We start from the raw sequence: 19,090 nt of genomic DNA, 5'->3' as shown, positions 1-19,090 counted from the left end.
GGTGTTAAAAATTGTCGTGATGACAAGGCAAGAGGCAAAAGGCAAAAGACAAAAAGCAAGAGTGAAATACCTACTATTACTCAGATTCAGAAATTTTTGATTCTATAACCATCTTGCCTCTTGAAATTCCTCTTCTACATAATTTTTAACAAAACCTTTGATGAGAAATTTTATTACCAAATCTCTATTAAGAATTATCTAAATTAGCTTCACTCATAAATTCAATCATAAATTGTTCAATGCTGTCAGGAAAATCACCATTTTCAACCTTTTTAGTAAACACTTGGTAACAATCTTTTTTATCTCCCTCCTTGCGCGGAAAACCTAACCACAGAATAATAATTATCTTTTGTTAATAATTATCTTTTGTTCTTTAAAAACCTTAAAAAATAATCTATATCTTTCTGGTAGTCCCTTTTTTTTCAGACGACCATATTTTTGTAAAGGTTTCTGTAAAAGGAAATATGATGCAAAAGGGTCTTGGGCAATTTTTTCTTTAATCCCAATATTTAAGGCTTTTAATAATTTCGCGTCTGGATGTTTGATAAATTCCTCTTTGGGTAATTCATCTTTTAATTTTTTGACCTTTTCACGCAATTCTATCCATTGAGTGTTAAATAGTGGGTAGAAAAATATTTGCCAACCATTACAAGTAAATGCAGATCCCCTATTTCCCACTGTCTATTCCTCAATTTCTACATCTGCTACTAAAGTATCTATTTCTTCGCTCATTTCCTGGGTGTACATCACCAATTTATCAGGATTTTTCATAGCATCTTGCATGAGAAAATCTAAAAATAAACTTAACATCACACTTTCATCTTCATCATTATTAATATCATCCGTATCTAATTTTACTAACAATGTGTTATCAGATAATACCTGTAAATAACCTGAAGCATTGGCTAAATGGGGATAATCTTTAAAAAAAGATTGCGGGATACGAAATCCGTTTTGATTACCAATCTTTGCAGGATTAATAGGATAAATTTTATCAGCCATAATGTTTTTATGTTACTGGTTTTGACTAAGTTTTTCCAAAATACATAATTTTATTATAACATAAGTTATAACTTATGCCAATTCTAACTACCATCATTTGACTGTAAGGTTTATTATCAAGATAATCTTCTATAGCTTTACCCTGCCATTATTTGGTGAATTTCTATTAACATAGAACGGAGTTTTTGATTTCCAGGCTATAATTTTAATGCTGTCTCTACAAGGGTTCTGGAAAAGGGATAGTTGCATTTGCTCAATGTCTAATATGGGAATCCTGTTTGATATCTGTTCGCGTAGCGTGGCGAAGCCATAATTCTCTGTGTAGACAGGCAAAAGGGTTTTACAAGATTTATATGTACGGAGTTTTTTAAAAAATCAAATACAGCAGATTTTATTGCTATGAGGTACAAATCATAATAATAAAACTCTTGTGGGGTGGGCATCTTGCCCGCCCATAGTGTACCTCATTACACCGGAAAGTGCTGCATCATTCCTATATCTACAACAAAGCCGCATGATTGGTAACAAGTAAGAGAAGTTACGAAAAATATCAGTGTTTTCCGTGTCTTCCCTGCTCATCCTATTTGCTCATCTTTTCATCTTCTCCACCTCCTGACTACTCTGAACAATAGGAATGGTGAAATGAAACTGACTCCCTTGGTCCTTACCCTTGGACTCAGCCCAAATTTTCCCACTCCAACCGTTGACTATTTGCCGACATATCGCTAAACCCAGTCCTGTACCGCCCGCAGTCCGTCTTAAAGCTCCCTCTTCTTGATAAAATCGGTCAAATACTATTTCTAAGCGATTCGGTTCAATTCCCCTACCAGTATCAGCTACAATCACTTCTACCTCATAATTACCATTTTGACGGGCTTTAATGATTATCTGCCCTGATGCGGGTGTGAACTTACAAGCATTATCTATAATTTTTGCTAATACTTCCACCAACCAATCACCATCAGCCCTAACTAGAGGTAAACTTTCGGCAATTTGAGTTTTGATCGTTGGCGGTTTATCTACCGTAGGGCGTGTACGGATACGACTAAGAGCTAAATCTACACATTCCTGTAAAGTTAATGATTCGGGATGCCATTCTACACGCCCGCTTTCTAAATTAGAAAGAGTGAGAAAATCCTGTACCAGTTTACGCATTCTTTCGGAATCAGAAAGTGCAGTATTTAACATTACCTGTTGTAAATCCCAAGGCATATCCGGTTCACTGGCCAGACTTTCTAAACACACCTGAATGGTAGACAGGGGAGTGCGGAGTTCATGACCGGTGATGGCAATTAAATTACTGCGGGTGCGGTCGAGGGCTTCTAATTGTTTATTTAGTTCTTCTAAATTGGCAAAGGCTTCAGCTTGAATCAAAGCTGCACCTACTTGAGTTGCGATCGCCTTAACTAAATCTAACTCTCCTGCTTGCCATTCATGGGCTGGTAAATGACAAAAATGTAACTCTACCATTCCCAGTAGTCGCCCTTGGGAAAATACAGGTTCTATCAACCACGAATGAATAGTAAACCTTTTGACAATTAAAGAAAGTGCGGTAGAACTAGTAACACGATAATCAGTAAGTGTATCAGTAATACATATACCTTCACCCAGTTGGGTAATTTCGTGAAATAAAGGATTTTGTGCCAAATTCCAGGTTTGTCCCCGTACAGAAATCACACCAGGACTTAAAAACTCATGTTCAATTATTGCTTTGTCATCAGTAGCTTGAGCGCGGTAAATCAGACAGCGATCAGCTTCTAGATGTTGACCCAACTCTTGAGCAGCTACTTGCAAAACTGCCTGTGGATCAAGCGATCGCCTAATTGCCATACTAATAGAATTGATCAACTTTTCTTTTCTAGCCTGAGCAGCAAGAGAACGATAAGCTTTATGTAATTTATATTGACTAGCTTGCAGGTAAGTCACCAATCGCTGTACAAAAGGGTCAGAATCAATATTTACAGCATCTTCATGGGGTGATTTTGGTTGAGACTTGAGTGGTACTGAACCGATACCAAACCTCTGACGTGCCTGGTTGATTTTGCCCGCTAAATCGGGTCTATAAACTTCTATTCTTTGCAATATCAATTCTGCGGCCTTGAGACTAACTCCTCTGTCAGAAGTCCAAATTCCCTCAAATCTCCGCGCTGTGTCTATATCCAGACTAGAGGTGATTTCCGGTAACTGCTGATTTTTAGCAATTGACCTCACACTTTCTCGACACACTAAACAAGTAGCATAATTATCCGCGATTACAACTAAATGCCATTCTTTACTTAAAGCATCATCCGGTTCAAAAGCTACCTTTTCATAGTCATCCGAGCTATTAGCAAACTCTGTTTCTGGTGCAGATAATACGTATATTTGATCACTTCTCTCGGCAAGGCGTTGATAGCGATGAGCTTCTTGACGATAAAATCGCTCTCGCTGAAAACTAGCAATAATAAGCGGTTGATCCAAGGAAGTCGCCAAAACCTGATCTTCCATTGCATGGGAGAGCGCAGTGAGGGAAGCCTTGAAATACAACTGAGTCCGCAAGTAGGGTAGTGACTGTAGCAAATCACTTAGCACAGAAGTCGAAATGCTCATGAATATCTTTAAACGCCCAATCTAGAAAAGATCCACTTCACAGAAACACTTTAAAAATTCAAACTGGTCAGTGGTCAGTGGCAAAACTTTTACCCATTACCGATTAGCAATGCCCAATTGGTGAGGGTTAGAAAGCACCTGTCCAGATATTAACCCAAAAAAGACCTTGGTAAGTTTGATGACTGTTGACCATTGACAAAACTCAAAACTTTTTTAACTCAACATTAACTGGACATAATTTATGAGTATTTCCCAGGTCTATTATCTCTCAATGCTGATCAAAGAATAAAACCCTGGAAAATCCTCAGTTTTCAGCCTTGACTTCAGATGCAAAAGGTATAGATTTATTGGTGATTGGTGATTGGGTTATTAACCTTCCCACCTCCCCTGCTTCCCCTACCTTCCTCACACCCCACACTCTACTTCTCATGACACTGGATTTATTAACGACTGCCGATAAAATCGTCCTCGATGGCAAAATTTTTATTCCTGCTGAACAAGTACCCATTCCAGAATGGCCTTGCGTTGTCAGTGAAAGACCACAACCCACTTTAACGGTTAAAGATGATGATTTATTTTTGGTGACAGATACAATGGGGAACATTTCCGGTTGTTCCCTAGAAGATGGGAATCCGAGTGTGGGTTTGTTTTGTGCTGATACGCGATTTTTGAGTCGTTTAGAGTTACAAATTAATGGGCGATCGCCTGTTTTATTAAGCAGCACTGCTGATAAAGGTTTTGCTCTCTCTGTTTTATGCACTAACCCCAAAATTGATGATCACTTAAATGCTGATACTATTGGTATTCGTCGGGAAATTGTCCTTAATGGTGCATTATTTGAAGAAATAGAAATTTCTAACTACAGCACCTCTAGCATTACTTTTGAAATTAGTCTCAGCTTTGACGCTGACTTTGCAGATTTATTTGAAGTGCGTGGTTTTTATCGAGGAAACCGGGGTAAATTATTACGATTAGCAGAACTAAAAAACTGTTCAGAAAATCTCAGCCTTGCTTATCAAGGTTTAGATGGTGCGGTGATGGAATCCCGGATACAATTTCAACATCAACTACCAGATTATTTTCAAGGTTATACCGCAATTTGGCGTTTAGAATTAGCTTCTCACGAAACCAAAAAACTCGGTTATCGGTTGCAGAGTTTAACCAATAATCAAACGATTTCTCATGTCAATGCTGCCACAACTTTGGCACAAGCAAAAGCTTCTGAATTAATGGAGGAGCAAAACTGGGTACAACAAATTACCCGCATTCACTCAGATAAAAGTCTTTTCAATCGTGTGGTTGAAAGAGCAGAACAAGATTTGTATTTATTACGCCAATCTTTTGGCAAATATAAAACTGTTTCTGCTGGTGTTCCTTGGTTTTCTACATTGTTTGGACGGGATGCTATTATTACCGCTTCCCAAACTTTGATGTTAAATCCCCAAATCGCCAAAGAAACTTTAATGATTTTGGCAGACTATCAAGGTAAAAAATTAGATGATTGGCGCGAAGAAGAACCGGGTAAAATATTACATGAATTGCGGTTTGGAGAATTAGCAAGATGTCAAGAAATTCCCCATACACCTTATTACGGAACAGTAGATGCAACGCCTTTATGGTTGATGTTGTATGCTGATTATTATGCTTGGACTCATGATCAAGAAACTCTAGAAACATTGTGGAGAAATGCTTTATCCGCAATGGATTGGATTGATCGCAATATGCAAGAAACCGGCTATCTCAGCTACAATCGTAAATCAAAAGGCGGTTTAGTTAACCAAGGTTGGAAAGACTCTGGTGATTGTATTGTTAATAGAAAAGGTGAATTAGCTAAGGGTGTAATTTCTCTATGTGAAGTGCAAGCTTATGTCTATGCTGCGAAAATCAAATTAGCAGAAATAGCAAAGATGAAAAAGCGGCTAGATTTAGCGGAAACTTGGTTAGAAGAAGCTAAAAATCTCAGAGTTAGATTTAACAAAGATTTTTGGATAGAAGATCAAGATTTTTGTGCTTTAGCTTTAGATGGGGAAGGAAATCAAGTAGATAGTATTACTTCTAATCCTGGACATTGTTTATCTTTGGGAATTTTTACCCCAGAGAAAGCATACAGTGTAGCGGAAAGATTGCGAGCGCCTGATATGTTTAATGGTTGGGGAATTAGAACTTTAAGTAGTTTTTCACCAGCTTATAATCCAATGGGTTATCACGTTGGTTCAGTGTGGCCACATGATAATTCTTTAATTGCAATGGGGTTGCGTTCTTTAGGTTTAATTGATCAAGCTTTGGAATTATTTCAAGGTTTGTTTAATATGACATTTCAACAACCTTATCAACGTCCACCAGAGTTATTTTGTGGTTATGAAATGAATGGTGATAATGCACCTGTGCAATATCCTGTTGCTTGTAGTCCCCAAGCTTGGGCGACTGGTAGTATATTTCAATTATTGCAAATGATGGTGAATTTAGTCCCAGACGCACAGAATAATTGTTTACGAATTATTGACCCTGCTTTGCCAGAATCAATTAATCGTTTATCGTTGCATAATTTGCGTGTTGGTGGGACTATTTTGGATTTAGAATTTGAGCGAGTGGGTAGTACGACTTCTTGTAGAGTTGCGAATAAAAGGGGGAATTTGCGAGTGGTGATTGAAGCGTAGATTAGTGGATAGATCCCGGACTTATTAAAGAAGTCCGGGATCTGGGTATTAGAATAATTGAACGCAGATGAACGCAGATAAACGCAGATTGTGTTAAAAAAATTATGTTCATCCTTTAATCCTGGATATCCTGATTCTGACAAAAAACCCTCTTCATCAAGAATTAACATAAATTCCGGTAAATCGCTTTCAGTACAGAATCAGAATAACTGAACGCAGATAAACGCAGATAAACGCAGATTGTGTTAAAAACATCCTGTTAATCCTTTAATCCTGGATATCCTAATTCAAACATTTATTGTATGATCAATGAGTTGTCTTGATTTTTCAGTTGATTAATAGTGCTTTCTTCTAAGAGATGGTAGATAAAATGAGATGTTTTTAAATTCACTGAATGTAAGAGTTTTTGGTAAACCTGACAGGCTAATTGATAATTTAAAATTCGATAGGTATCACCTTTTTATTGTTTTGAGATAGCGATCGCAGTATAATATAATTTTATGCTATTAACCCCTTATGCTAACTACATACACTGCCAAATATACAAAAACTAATAGCGGTTATATGGGACAACTCATTGAATGGCAAGAAGTCATTACCGAAGGAGCAACATTAGAAGAATGTAGAGCTATGTTACAAGATGCTCTCCAAGAAATGATTATTGCCTATCGTCAACAAAATAAAGAAATTCCTACAGGAAGCTCTTTACTTGAACAAATTCCCGTAGAGGTTTAATTGTGTCAGTAAAACGAAAAGACTTAATTAAATATTTAGAAGAAAACGGATATTATTTATTACGGGAAGGTGGCAATCATTCTATTTATACTAATGATATCAAAACTATTCCTGTGAAAAGACATCGCACAATTGATCGTATTACTGCCAATGCTATTTGCAAACAAGCCGATTTATTACCCAAGTTCTAAAATTAAACCCCTACCTGATTTTTTAAGTCATGTATAACAAAATGTCAAGCATCAAAAAAAGCTATTTTCATATAAGTAAATCATTCAAACTGTAATTAAATCCCTATGTTAAACCTCTCTAAAATTCAAACCCTAGCTCAAGAATACAGTCCCCAGGAACTTTTTGCAGCATTAGTATGGCAACGTCGCTTTAATCAGTTTAACGGAGAAGAAGTTATTCAGGATCTTATTCAAAATTCCCATTTATGGGCAAGTTTTTTATTTACAAAACCAATTTTTGCACCCGATGAACATGGTTTAAGTTTTGGTGGTTTGGTTGATACTTTATTAGCAATGGCCAATTATCACCCGATGCCAGAATCAAGTATAATTCACTTTATTTCTTATCCTGCGGATACTCTATACATATTGACGGAAAATCAAGATACTATAGTTTCTCAGCTTTTAGATTTGGGTAAAAAGTGGCGTGCAGATTCAGTAGATATTACTGATGGTAATAATGAAGAATATGGTTTGCGACTTCAGCGTAGGTTGCGGATGAGATTGGAAGGTGGTTTGGAAGGTGAGTCATTTTGGGAACAGCGAGATGGTGTAGTTATTGCTTATTGGTGGGATTAAGTTAGATGACTTAAAAATTAAAAATTAAAAATTAAAAATTAAAACATCCTGTAAATCCTTTAATCCTGGACATCCTGATTCAGACAAAATAATAAGGGGTAAAGCAAATTGCTAAACCCCTACAGATTCCCAAATTATAAAAATAATTATTGAATTAATTAAGCATCTTCTGAACGTTCAATTTTTTGACCAGGAGAAGATTCATATAACGCATCCAACTGTTGACGCGCATCATCCACATTAATAGAACGCATTACCAACAGTGGTTCTTTAATTAAATTACCGGAATTATCTAATAATTCTGGATGAGGTACAGATTGTCTTCTTGCTGCATAGTAACCAAAGCTACCTTTATTCCGCGCAGAGGATGTATTTGGATAAGGTCGCTCCCTATCAAAACTGAACATGACCAGGTTACGAATTAAATTACTGACAGCAATAAACGCCAGTACGGTAAAGGCTAAAATGTAGAGCAAGTGTAACATAAAACAATCCTCCAGGGGCAACAAATTTTACAAAATCTAAAGTTTTATATCGTAGTCCTCAACTTTTCTTTACCTGCAATTTACAGGTACAACAAAAGTTAAATTATCTATTTGTGTTGTGATATTTTGTAATCTTATTCAGATTAACGTAACACGGTATACATTATTTTTTTATGAAAATAATGTTAAGGTTTTTGTCCTAATGTTTCAACTTATAACAAGTTAGGTCATTCCTGCTGTGATTGACGGTAGCGGATACCAACTTTCCAACATTCGCCTAATAGTTGATGCCAAGGCATTAATGTAGCCATATCCAGTCCTACTTGTTTACCAGTTGCAGCAAATAGCATCTTAGAAGTATTTAATTCTGATTGTGCTTGCGTAACTCGGTTGAGTAAATCAGATTGTTCATGTTCACTCATAAATGAGATTTTCTCATTTTCTAATAATTGACGCGATCGCGCAAACCAATATTCAAAATCCTCTAACAGCGGCTCCAAGACTGACTTTAGCAACTCAGCACTTGGTGAATTTGAGTCACCCATATATAAGAAGCATATTTCCTAATGTCTTCTTAATATTAACGCTATTTACGAAACTTAACAATCGGATCATAAATTCCCCGCCAAAACAGCCAAAATTTGTAATCTGCTATACAATACACAATTGTATAATTTTGGCAAGAGGTTTGTACAGTTCCTTGCGACTATGTTTTGATCTGTCTAAAGGAGTATCTATTGTGAACATTTAGAGATAAGAATTACAAACAACTGTTAACAGAACTTCAGTTAATCGGAAATGCTTTTCCCAACTAGCTGAGTGGGGGTGATAAATTAGGAGAGTCCAGAGAATAAAGCCCACTGCGTCGTCAGCAAGTGGACTATGATTTTAAGAATATATTTTCAACAATTCTATTTGTAATCGCCAATGGTTCAACAGCCGATGTCGCCAACTCAAGAAACCCAACCAGCAGAAAAAATCTATTTACCCCGCACCAGCGAATCAGAGACATTAAAAAAAATTCGCCATACCGCTTCTCACGTCATGGCCATGGCCGTACAAAAGCTGTTTCCCAAGGCGCAAGTTACTATTGGTCCGTGGATTGAAAACGGTTTTTATTATGACTTCGATAACCCCGAACCCTTTAGCGATAAGGATTTAAAAGCCATCCAAAAAGAGATGGTGAAGATTATTAACCGCAAACTCCCTGTGATTCGGGAAGAAGTCAGCCGCGAGGAAGCAAAAAAACGGATTGAAGAAATTAAAGAACCGTATAAATTAGAAATTCTCGCAGATATCAAAGAAGAACCCATCACCATCTATCATTTAGGTGATCAATGGTGGGATTTGTGCGCTGGTCCCCACGTCGAAAATACCAAAGATATCAACCCCAAAGCCATAGAATTAGAAAGCGTAGCTGGTGCTTATTGGCGCGGAGATGAAACCAAGGCACAGTTACAGCGCATTTATGCTACAGCTTGGGAAACTCCCGAACAACTAGCAGAATACAAACGCCGCAAAGAAGAAGCGTTAAGGCGTGATCATCGTAAAATAGGTAAAGAACTCGGTTTGTTTATTTTCGCCGATCCTGTCGGTCCTGGTTTACCGTTGTGGACTCCTAAAGGTACGCTGTTAAGAAGCATTTTAGAAGACTTCCTGAAAAAAGAACAGTTAAAACGGGGTTATTTACCTGTTGTTACTCCTCACATTGCCAGAGTTGATTTATTTAAAACATCGGGACACTGGCAAAAATACAAGGAAGATATGTTTCCGATGATGGCTGAAGATGAGGAAGCAAAAGCCATTGAACAGGGTTTTGTCCTGAAGCCGATGAACTGCCCCTTTCATATCCAAATATACAAAAGTGAGTTAAGATCCTATCGGGAATTACCGATGCGGTTGGCAGAATTTGGCACAGTTTACCGCTATGAACAATCGGGAGAACTGGGTGGTTTAACGCGGGTACGTGGTTTTACTGTGGATGATTCCCATTTATTTGTTACTCCTGAACAATTAGATCAGGAATTTTTGAATGTTGTAGATTTGATTTTGACAGTGTTTAGAAGTCTGCAACTGAAGAATTTTAAAGCGAGATTGAGTTTCCGTGATCCAGCCAGTGATAAATATATTGGTGGGGATGAAGTTTGGAATCAAGCAGAAGGTGCGATTCGTCGCGCTGTGCAAGAATTAGGAATGGATTATTTTGAAGGTATTGGGGAGGCGGCTTTTTATGGTCCGAAACTCGATTTTATCTTCAGTGATGCGTTAGATAGAGAATGGCAGTTAGGAACAGTGCAGGTAGATTATAATTTACCTGAACGCTTTGATTTAGAATACGTTGCTGAGGATGGTTCACGTAAACGCCCTGTGATGATTCACCGCGCACCTTTTGGATCTTTAGAAAGGTTAATAGGGATTTTAATTGAAGAATATGCGGGTGATTTTCCCTTGTGGTTAGCACCTGTGCAGATTCGACTTTTACCTGTAGGTGAATTGCAAGTTGATTTTACCAAAGAAGTAGCCGCGAAAATGGTAGCTTTAGGAATTAGAGCAGAAGTTGATTTAAGTGGCGATCGCCTGGGTAAATTGATTCGTAATGCGGAAAAAGATAAAATCCCAGTAATGGCCGTAGTAGGTGCGAAGGAAGTAGAAAGTAATTCTTTGAGTATTCGTACCCGTGCATCTGGGGAGTTGGGAGCGATAACTGTAGATGAAGTTGTCAATAAAATGCAGGAAGCGATTTCTAATTTTAGCAACTTCTAAAAAAGTAGGGGTTTAGCATTGTTCATAGGTGTCAACTTAACGTTAAAACCCATAACCCGACTGGGAATGAATTCCCAGTCTCATAGCAAAAGTCATCTAAAGATGACTAAAATAACTACAAAATTCTGCAATTATTTAGTTTACTTTAGTAAACTTTAGCTATTAGCCCGGAAATTCATTTCTGGGCGGGTGCGGAAGCCAAACAAATAAACCATCTGTAGCTTAAATTGACACCAATGAGCATTGCTAAACCCCTACATAAATCAAATCGAATCTCTAAAGACTGAATTTTGGAAGTTCAATAATATTAGATTATAATTATGCCAGCAAAGGATATTTATCATGATAATGTCAGGAAAGCTCTGGAAAAAGACGATTGGATAATTACAGATGATCCTTTGAAATTAACTTGGGGTAAAAGAGATTTTTTTGTTGATATTGGTGCTAAAAAATTGATAGCCGCACAAAAAGGAGAATTAAAAATTGCGGTTGAAATTAAAAGTTTTGCGGGTATTTCCCAAGCAACGGAATTAGAAAAAGCATTAGGACAATATATATTATATCGCAATATTTTAGAAGAAAAAGAACCTGAACGTTTATTATATTTGGCAATTACAAAACCAACATTTAATGATATATTTTCAGAACCTATTGGTGATTTAGTTATCCATAAAAATCAAATTAAACTGATGATAGTTGATGCCAAAAAGGAGATAATTATCAAATGGATAAATTAACTAATTATCGTCAAATTATTGAAAAAGTCCTCACAGAATATGCTGCTATTCCCTATCATTATGGAGATTTAAAAGCCGAATTAATTATTAGCAAAGACGAAAATCGTTATTTAGTGATTACATCAGGATGGGAAGATGATACTAGAGTTCATGCTTGTATTATTCATATAGATATTATTGATCATAAAATTTGGATTCAAAGTGATAGTACAGAAGATGGAATTGCTTTAGATTTGTTAGCAGCAGGTATTCCTAAAGAAGAGATTGTTTTAGGATTTCATGAACCTAACATTAGACAATATACAGGATTTGCAGTAGCTTAAATTCTCAATCCTGTTAATCCTTTAATCCTGGACATCCTGATTCTGACAAAAAAATCTAGCTAGAAATTGCTAATCTCTTTTCTGCGTGGGATATTTACCGATAGGGTTTTATTTCTGCAATGGGTAATAGTAAAGTATCTTCTATATACTGGCGCACATCACGGCTGACATAACAATCACTATTAGACATCTCCAGAAATTAAATATGCGGTTTCCAGAACCCTTGTAGAGACGTTGCATGCAACGTCTCTACATTCTTTTTCGGAGATGTCTATTTAAGCACTCCAGTAGAAAGTTATTGGCATCATAATATTGTTGCAGTAATTGTTTTTGTTTTTTGTTAAACTGCCAATGATGACCAATATTGCGATATTTAATCATGATATTTCTTAATTCTTCAGCCCAATTTTTACCATTAATTGTCCACCAAGCTTCTTTATCTTTGTTGATGTATGGTATTTGTTCTTTCAATTGTTCTAGACAATTTCTGAGTTCTGGGTCGAGGTCGAGGTCGAGGTGGAGGGAGAGGGTTCTATTTTAATTATTGTATTCACCGCGTTATTAACTTGGGCAATTGAAAAATCTGCTGATGCGATTCTAATTTTGATTATCAAGCATATACAAACTGATAATCAAAATGTTGATGAAAGCGAAGACAATTAGATTTTTATATTTACAGTGAGGTGAAGCAGGGGTTCAGCAATACTCATTGGTGTCAACTTAACGTAAAACCGATCACCCAACTGGGAATGATAGCAAAGCACGCTACGCTATCATTTCTGGGCTGGTGTGGAAGCCAACAAAAAGACTTTCTGTTACTAATTGAATCTCTGTCATGGATTTAATAGATTTAATTTAATTTAATAATTTAATGGTGCGATCGCAAATCATAACATACATAAATATTATCACATAGATATACCCTCATCAATCCTTAGCATAGGAATTTTCTAAGTATTTATTCTCTCTATACCAACCAAAGGTAAAAATTTATAAAGAAATTGTTACAAAGTCCAGTACAATATCTTCATTACACAAATAAGTATTTTTCTCTATTGACATGATGGCGGAACAATTTCCCTGGCTGACCGCGATTATCCTCCTACCCCTCCTGGCATCCTTTTTGATTCCTGTCCTACCTGATAAAGACGGTAAACTTGTCCGGTGGTATGCTTTGGGTGTAGGTATCGCTGACTTTGCGTTAATGTGCTATGCTTTCTGGACACATTACAATCCTGCTGATGCGAGTTTTCAACTAATAGAAAATTACGCCTGGATGCCCACCCTGGGACTCAACTGGTCTGTTGCAGTTGATGGTATTTCTGCGCCTTTGGTACTTTTAGCAGGTTTTGTCACCACCCTTTCTATATTTTCCGCTTGGCAAGTTGACCGCAGACCACGCCTATTTTACTTTTTAATGTTGGTGCTATATGCGGCACAAATAGGGGTGTTTGTCGCTAAAGACCTAATGTTATTTTTCATTATGTGGGAAGTAGAACTTCTCCCCGTATATCTATTAGTTTCCATTTGGGGTGGTCAAAAACGACGCTACGCCGCAACCAAATTTATACTATATACCGCAGCCGCTTCTATATTTATCTTAGTAGCCGCCCTAGCAATGGGTTTACAAGGTGACGGTGTTCTCAGTTTTGATATCAGTGACTTAGCTACTAAAAGTTATCCTCTCGGTTTACAATTACTGCTTTATGCAGGTTTGTTTGTTGCCTTTGGGGTGAAGTTGGCGATTTTCCCCTTACATACGTGGTTGCCCGATGCCCACGGTGAAGCATCTTCCCCTGTGTCTATGATTTTGGCAGGTGTGTTACTGAAAATGGGCGGTTATGGTTTAATTCGCCTCAATATGGAACTTCTACCCGATGCTCATATTTACTTTGCACCAGTTTTAGCTATTCTCGGTGTTGTCAATATTATCTATGGTGCGTTAAACTCCTTTGCCCAAACTAACATGAAACGGCGTTTGGCATTTTCCTCTATCTCTCACATGGGTTTTGTGCTGCTAGGTTTAGCTTCCTTCACCGATTTAGGGATGAATGGAGCTATGTTGCAAATGATATCACATGGTTTAATCGCCTCAGTGTTATTCTTCCTAGCAGGTGTCACCTATGACCGCACCCATACAATGGTGATGAAAGATATGGGTGGTATCGGTCAAGCGATGCCTGTGGTGTTTGCATTGTTTACTATAGGTGCAATGGCATCTTTAGCTTTACCCGGTATGAGTGGTTTTGTGGGTGAACTCTCGGTGTTTGTCGGTGTGACAACTAGCGATGTTTATAGTTCCACTTTCTGCACTGTGACTGTTTTCCTCGCTGCTGTGGGTGTTATCCTCACTCCTATTTATCTGCTTTCTATGCTGCGTCAGGTTTTCTATGGTAAGGATGCGGCTTTGATTTGTGATATCAATAATGCAGGTACGGAAAATCTGGAAGATGAAGGTACTGCTTGCTTTGGGACTGATTGTTTATTACCTGGTCAATCACTGTACACTGATGCTAGACCCCGTGAAGTGTTTATTGCAGCCTGTTTTCTAGTTCTGATTATCGGTATTGGTTTCTATCCTAAAGTGGCTATGCAGATGTACGATGCTAAGACTGTGGCTGTAAATGCTCATGTTCGTCAATCTTACACTGTGATTTCCCAAACTAAACCCGGTATCTATGCAGGTTTCTTAACTCCCAAAATTGCTGAGGTTGAGGTGAACTCGGTTTTGGCAACTGTTGAATAAACCTAATCTTGGGAACGAAATTAAGTTTTTTATTGTTTACTCAACAAAATAGAAAATTTTTGATCATAAATTAATCCCACTACTTTTACTATATTGGTAGTGGGTATTTTTTATAGTGAAGCATTAAATTTAAGTGAAATTAGCTAACTCATCTGATCTTGAGATATCAGATATAATCTGAACTTGAGGTTATCAAGTCAGTAGCTAGTTGCAATTAAATATAAGATGTGGGATGGGCCAGACAGCCCGTCAACAGGCTAGAAGCCTGTTCCACTATCTAACAGTTAATTAAGCCTACTTACTTATTTCTATTGAGAGTGTGACAAAATTTGTAATCGGCGATCGCTCTCTTGATATCTAGTCAAAAACATTGATAAAAGAAAGAGTAATCTTAAATTTGATTACCCCTTTTTTTATATCAATTTTGATATCTAGGAAAGCAATTTGTGAGTGTTTTTCTGTGAAATGTGGGTTACGAATTAACCGCCGCCGCCGCCACCACTACTTTCACTAATTACTGGAATTACTTCTTCATACTCGTTATGGTATGAGCAGTTTGTACAGTGGTGGGTTACTCTTTTCTTTCCTGTACTGCTAGTCGTTGCAGCAACTAATATTGTAGAATTCCTGTTGAGCGTAAATTTTTCACATTCAGGACATTTTCGATTATTGATTGCTGAAAAGAGGTGTTTGTGCGCCAGCATGATTGAGAGAAAGTGCAATAGTGAAAAATAGAGCAACGCAAAATAGAGACAATCTTCGGATAAGTTTAGTCCACATAATTTAACCTATTGAATGTAGTTCAAGAATTATTTATGAAGCGGAAATTTCACAAATCTCCGCACAATAATTAAAAGCTTCTCTATTACTCAAAGTCATAGTATTGAGAGCCAGAAATCAGTTGAACTTGACGCTAACGATGATATCATTGAAATCTTTATCACCACCATTGGGCAAGTCCTCAAATCCGAAGACATTGTTGCCTAACATCCGCACATGGTCTACTTTGTCCGAATTTGCACCAAGATACGGGAAGTAAATGGCGGGGTTATTATTGGGGTTGCTATCAAGAAATTGGTCTGGTGTGCCATTGACAATGAGAAACGGCGCAAATATTGAGCCACCCTCAAACTGACCCGTAAAGCTTGCTTGACCTTGGTTTCCCACACTCAGGTTAATACCACCGACACGGTTCTTTACCGCAACTTCTCCATAACCTGTTTGTCCGGGTAGCAAATCCCCTATACCGTCACCGTTGATATCAATACTACCGTTGGCATCAGCTACACGAAAGAACCCGACAAAGTTGTTATATGCTGCCTCACGGTTGACCGTAAATGTTGCCGTTTGCGTATCTGTTAGCCCACGTAAGTCAAGTACCTCACCTTCCTGCTGGTCTTGTAGATTAGTACCTATAGGTTTGTCAGCTTCTGTTCCCAGTTGCATTTGCACCACTGCATCATTGAACTGACCACTACCGCTATCTTCAAAACGCAGGTCAAAGGTGCTGTTACCTACGTCAGAAACTTGCAAGGAGGCAGGAGAGGATAGCAACAATTGTGACAGTGGTACTGTACCATTCCTTAAACCATCGAGAGTGCCGTTTTGTACTAATAGGAGGCGGAAGCGAATACCAGCATCGAGGTCTAGAGTCCGGGTGAGGTTAGTATCAAATCCGTTGGGCGAATTTCCTAAAGTTGAGAAAATACTGCGAGAACGTGACAGCACCGCTTGAGTGTAATTAGAATCGTTGGGCGCAATACCGTCTATAGTTCCTTGATCATCGTCTACAGTAAATAGTCCAATTTCGTTGACAACACTAGGACTGGCACTTTTGAGGAGAAACTGTATAGGGGTTGCAGCACCGTTAAGATTGAATACGCTGTCAGTATTATTAGGTATTAGAGTGATTTGTGTTTCCCCTACTTCATCCCCAAGCTTGACAATAAAGGCATCTATGCTGCCAGCACTGGTGAGGCTGGTATTACCAAAGGTGGCAGTATTCCCAAAGCCTCCCGTAGCGTAGATGTTACCCTTGCTGTCGCTGGCGATGCCAATACCGAGGTCGAGGGATGTACTGCCAAATTTCTGAGCCGATAGGACATTACCATTGCTGTCAAGCTTGGCAATGAAGGCATCAGCATCACCTGTACTGCTGAGGGTGGTGCTACCAAAGCTGGCAGTGCCACTGAAAACCCCTGTAACATATACATTACCCAGTCCATCAGTGACGATTCCTAAACCTTCATCAACCCCGGTACTGCCCAAATTCTTTGCCCACAGAGCTTTACCATTATTGTCAAACTTGGCGACAAATGCATCCTCATCACCTGCACTAGTAAGGGTGGCGCTGCCAAAGCTGGCAGTGTCTCGAAAGATTCCCGTTACGTAAATGTTCCCTGCTTCATCAGAGGTAATGCCAACACCTCCATCAGACAAAGTACCTCCCAATCTTTGCGCCCACAGGAAGTTTCCACTGGTGTCAAGCTTAGTGATGAAACCATCTTCATTTCCTACACTGGAGAGGCTGATATTACCAAAGGTGGTAGTACCTGAGAAAAATCCTGTGGCATAGGTGTTACCTGTTATGTCAGAGGTAATGCCAATACCTCTATCAGCTAAAAAAGCACCACCCAAGTTTTTTGTCCAGAGGATGTTACCCTTGTTGTCTAGTTTAGTGATGAAAGCATCATCGCTCGTATAGGTATTTGTGGGTGCGTTAATATTTCCAGGTGAACTTATTGTATTTAGTACGCCAGTAACATAAGTGTTGCCTACGCCATCGGTAGTGATGCTGTACCCAGAGTCAGATGACGTACCACCCAATTTTTGCGCCCAGAGAAATTTGCCACTACTGTTGAGCTTAGTAATGAAGGCATCCTCATTGCCTGCACTGGTGAGGGTAGTGTTGCCAAAGGTGGCTGTACCTGTGAAAAACCCTGTGGCGTAGCTGTTACCAGACTCATCGACAGTGATGCCAAAGCCTTGAGCAGACGATGCTCCAACCAATTTTTGCGCCCACAAGACGTTTTTATTGCTGTCTAATTTGGCGATGAAGGCATCGCTAGAACCCAAACCTGTGTGGGTGAGGGTAGTATTACCAAAGGTAGCTGTACCTTTGAAAGCTCCTGTTACATAGGTATTACCTGAAGTATCGGCCGCGATGTTCCAGCCAGTATCAGGTGATGTGCCGCCAAATTGCTGCGCCCACAAGACGTTGTTAATGTTGCTCATGATAGATATGTATTAGTTGCTAGTAAATTTCTTTTGCCGTTAATTTTTCGGCTCAAAGTTTAGTTTATGGAATTTCTGCTTGACGACCAGTGATTTTTTCTAACTGCGATCGCAGTTCTCTACCAGTTTCTCGCTCAACAAATAGCCTTAAAGAGTTCTCACTTTTTTCTTGGCTGGTATCTTGGGGAGTAGTTGATATATAATCAATCTCAATTTCTGATACTTTTTTGTTAGGAGTGAGTAGCAACCCAGCAACTCCAAATAGGATAGTGTTGACAACCTTTGCCTCTGTATTATCTTTTTCATCTTCACGATATTGAATTCTACCCACGCTAGTCGGGGTTATGTTTACGGTACGAGTAGATTTTTTATCGTTAATAATTTCCAGTTCTTTGCCAGTTTCTTGGTAGATGGTAATGCCTGTATCATTGACAGTAATCTTACAAAGTCCTCGGCTTTCTACCTCATTATTTTTAAAGATACAATCACCTATTTTTCCGGCTCGATCATCCAAAGCTATAGGGGTTTCGTAACCCTGACATTGGGAATTGAGGGGAAAGCGAGAACATAGCTGGTATAGCTTTCTTGCATCCAACCCATGAGCAGCAGGTATAAAGACTGCCTCTACTAGCAGCAAGGGAATACATACAATTCCCAAGACTTTACTTTTTTGCATAATTTTCCTGTCTTCAATTTTGAATTGTTTACAATGTATCTTTGCTATCTAGCTCTTTTTCTGCGGTGTCTGCAATGTTGAGAATTTCTATGATGTCCTTACGTCCCAAATTTGGATCTTTGTTTAGAGGTATAATCTTGTAGTAAAAAGTGGAATATATTCCTTCTTTATAAACTGTATTGCAACCGCTTGATATGTCATTAACTCTGCTTTCCAATTGCTTGATTTTATCCATAGACGTGGTTTTTTTCATCGGGTTATGGTACGTCGTGATTGCAATTCCAGTGAGTTTGTGTTTATTCCAAGCGATCGCTGTCTAAAATGTCAGTTTTAG

At 38.4% G+C, this 19,090-nt stretch carries 16 protein-coding genes and 2 pseudogenes; 8 read left to right on the top strand and 10 right to left on the bottom strand.

Annotated elements, in window-relative coordinates; all coding sequences use genetic code 11:
* Positions 1 to 187: 187 nt before the first annotated feature.
* From K2F26_RS07340 to K2F26_RS07325, 4 genes and pseudogenes are all read right to left on the bottom strand, one after another.
* Positions 188 to 678: pseudogene (locus K2F26_RS07340) on the bottom strand (type II toxin-antitoxin system YhaV family toxin).
* Between the two features lie 3 nt (positions 679 to 681).
* Complete coding sequence (locus tag K2F26_RS07335; protein WP_220610945.1) at positions 682 to 1,002, bottom strand: AbrB/MazE/SpoVT family DNA-binding domain-containing protein; 321 nt, start codon at positions 1,000 to 1,002, stop codon at positions 682 to 684.
* Positions 1,003 to 1,413: 411 nt separating this feature from the next.
* Positions 1,414 to 1,581 (bottom strand): hypothetical protein, encoded by a 168-nt coding sequence (locus K2F26_RS07330; RefSeq protein ID WP_220610944.1) that lies wholly within the window; start codon positions 1,579 to 1,581, stop codon positions 1,414 to 1,416.
* Between the two features lie 9 nt (positions 1,582 to 1,590).
* The gene (locus K2F26_RS07325; protein ID WP_220610943.1) at positions 1,591 to 3,591 is read right to left on the bottom strand and encodes a DICT sensory domain-containing protein; all 2,001 of its coding nucleotides are present in this window, start codon (positions 3,589 to 3,591) and stop codon (positions 1,591 to 1,593) included.
* 428 nt (positions 3,592 to 4,019) lie between these two features.
* On the opposite strand from K2F26_RS07325, the gene K2F26_RS07320 reads away from it, so the two are divergent.
* The 4 genes from K2F26_RS07320 (at position 4,020) to K2F26_RS07305 (ending at position 7,792) form a co-directional block, all read left to right on the top strand.
* The gene (locus K2F26_RS07320; protein ID WP_220611815.1) at positions 4,020 to 6,248 is read left to right on the top strand and encodes an amylo-alpha-1,6-glucosidase; all 2,229 of its coding nucleotides are present in this window, start codon (positions 4,020 to 4,022) and stop codon (positions 6,246 to 6,248) included.
* Between the two features lie 516 nt (positions 6,249 to 6,764).
* Complete coding sequence (locus tag K2F26_RS07315) at positions 6,765 to 6,983, top strand: type II toxin-antitoxin system HicB family antitoxin (RefSeq protein WP_220610942.1); 219 nt, start codon at positions 6,765 to 6,767, stop codon at positions 6,981 to 6,983.
* A gap of 2 nt (positions 6,984 to 6,985) precedes the next feature.
* The gene (locus tag K2F26_RS07310) at positions 6,986 to 7,174 is read left to right on the top strand and encodes a type II toxin-antitoxin system HicA family toxin (protein WP_220610941.1); all 189 of its coding nucleotides are present in this window, start codon (positions 6,986 to 6,988) and stop codon (positions 7,172 to 7,174) included.
* 105 nt (positions 7,175 to 7,279) lie between these two features.
* Positions 7,280 to 7,792, top strand: coding sequence for a hypothetical protein (locus K2F26_RS07305; protein WP_220610940.1), 513 nt, complete (start codon positions 7,280 to 7,282; stop codon positions 7,790 to 7,792).
* A gap of 158 nt (positions 7,793 to 7,950) precedes the next feature.
* On the opposite strand, the gene K2F26_RS07300 is transcribed toward K2F26_RS07305, so the two are convergent.
* A complete protein-coding gene (locus K2F26_RS07300) occupies positions 7,951 to 8,277 on the bottom strand; it encodes a DUF2973 domain-containing protein (protein WP_220610939.1) in 327 nt (108 codons plus the stop codon).
* 227 nt (positions 8,278 to 8,504) lie between these two features.
* Positions 8,505 to 8,822, bottom strand: coding sequence for a DUF2605 domain-containing protein (locus K2F26_RS07295; RefSeq protein WP_220610938.1), 318 nt, complete (start codon positions 8,820 to 8,822; stop codon positions 8,505 to 8,507).
* 382 nt (positions 8,823 to 9,204) lie between these two features.
* Here K2F26_RS07295 and thrS point away from each other — a divergent pair, with 382 nt between their 5' ends.
* From thrS to K2F26_RS07280, 3 genes are all read left to right on the top strand, one after another.
* Positions 9,205 to 11,040, top strand: a complete 1,836-nt coding sequence (thrS, locus tag K2F26_RS07290) for a threonine--tRNA ligase (RefSeq protein WP_220610937.1) — start codon at positions 9,205 to 9,207, stop codon at positions 11,038 to 11,040.
* A gap of 320 nt (positions 11,041 to 11,360) precedes the next feature.
* Entirely contained in the window at positions 11,361 to 11,777 is a 417-nt protein-coding gene (locus K2F26_RS07285) for a XisH family protein (protein ID WP_194060065.1), read from the top strand.
* Entirely contained in the window at positions 11,765 to 12,100 is a 336-nt protein-coding gene (locus tag K2F26_RS07280; protein ID WP_220610936.1) for a XisI protein, read from the top strand. Before K2F26_RS07285 ends, K2F26_RS07280 begins: the two co-directional genes overlap by 13 nt.
* 249 nt (positions 12,101 to 12,349) lie before the next feature.
* Here the strand turns inward: K2F26_RS07280 and K2F26_RS07275 are convergent.
* Positions 12,350 to 12,580 (bottom strand): annotated as a pseudogene (locus tag K2F26_RS07275) (NACHT C-terminal helical domain 2-containing protein); the annotation flags it as partial.
* Positions 12,581 to 13,160: 580 nt separating this feature from the next.
* On the opposite strand from K2F26_RS07275, the gene K2F26_RS07270 reads away from it, so the two are divergent.
* Positions 13,161 to 14,846: an NAD(P)H-quinone oxidoreductase subunit 4 gene (locus tag K2F26_RS07270; protein WP_220610934.1), complete on the top strand. Its 1,686-nt coding sequence runs from the start codon at positions 13,161 to 13,163 to the stop codon at positions 14,844 to 14,846.
* Positions 14,847 to 15,743: 897 nt separating this feature from the next.
* On the opposite strand, the gene K2F26_RS07265 is transcribed toward K2F26_RS07270, so the two are convergent.
* From K2F26_RS07265 to K2F26_RS07255, 3 genes are all read right to left on the bottom strand, one after another.
* Positions 15,744 to 18,059, bottom strand: coding sequence for an SBBP repeat-containing protein (locus K2F26_RS07265; RefSeq protein WP_220610933.1), 2,316 nt, complete (start codon positions 18,057 to 18,059; stop codon positions 15,744 to 15,746).
* An 85-nt stretch (positions 18,060 to 18,144) separates the two neighbouring features.
* Positions 18,145 to 18,756: a hypothetical protein gene (locus K2F26_RS07260; RefSeq protein ID WP_220610932.1), complete on the bottom strand. Its 612-nt coding sequence runs from the start codon at positions 18,754 to 18,756 to the stop codon at positions 18,145 to 18,147.
* Positions 18,757 to 18,784: 28 nt separating this feature from the next.
* Positions 18,785 to 19,009: a hypothetical protein gene (locus K2F26_RS07255; protein WP_220610931.1), complete on the bottom strand. Its 225-nt coding sequence runs from the start codon at positions 19,007 to 19,009 to the stop codon at positions 18,785 to 18,787.
* Positions 19,010 to 19,090 lie beyond the last annotated feature (81 nt).

The sequence above is a fragment of the Sphaerospermopsis torques-reginae ITEP-024 genome (assembly GCF_019598945.1).
GTDB lineage: Bacteria > Cyanobacteriota > Cyanobacteriia > Cyanobacteriales > Nostocaceae > Sphaerospermopsis.
The sequence above is the reverse complement of the archived record's forward strand: the minus strand, read 5'-3'. Positions and strand labels throughout refer to the sequence as shown.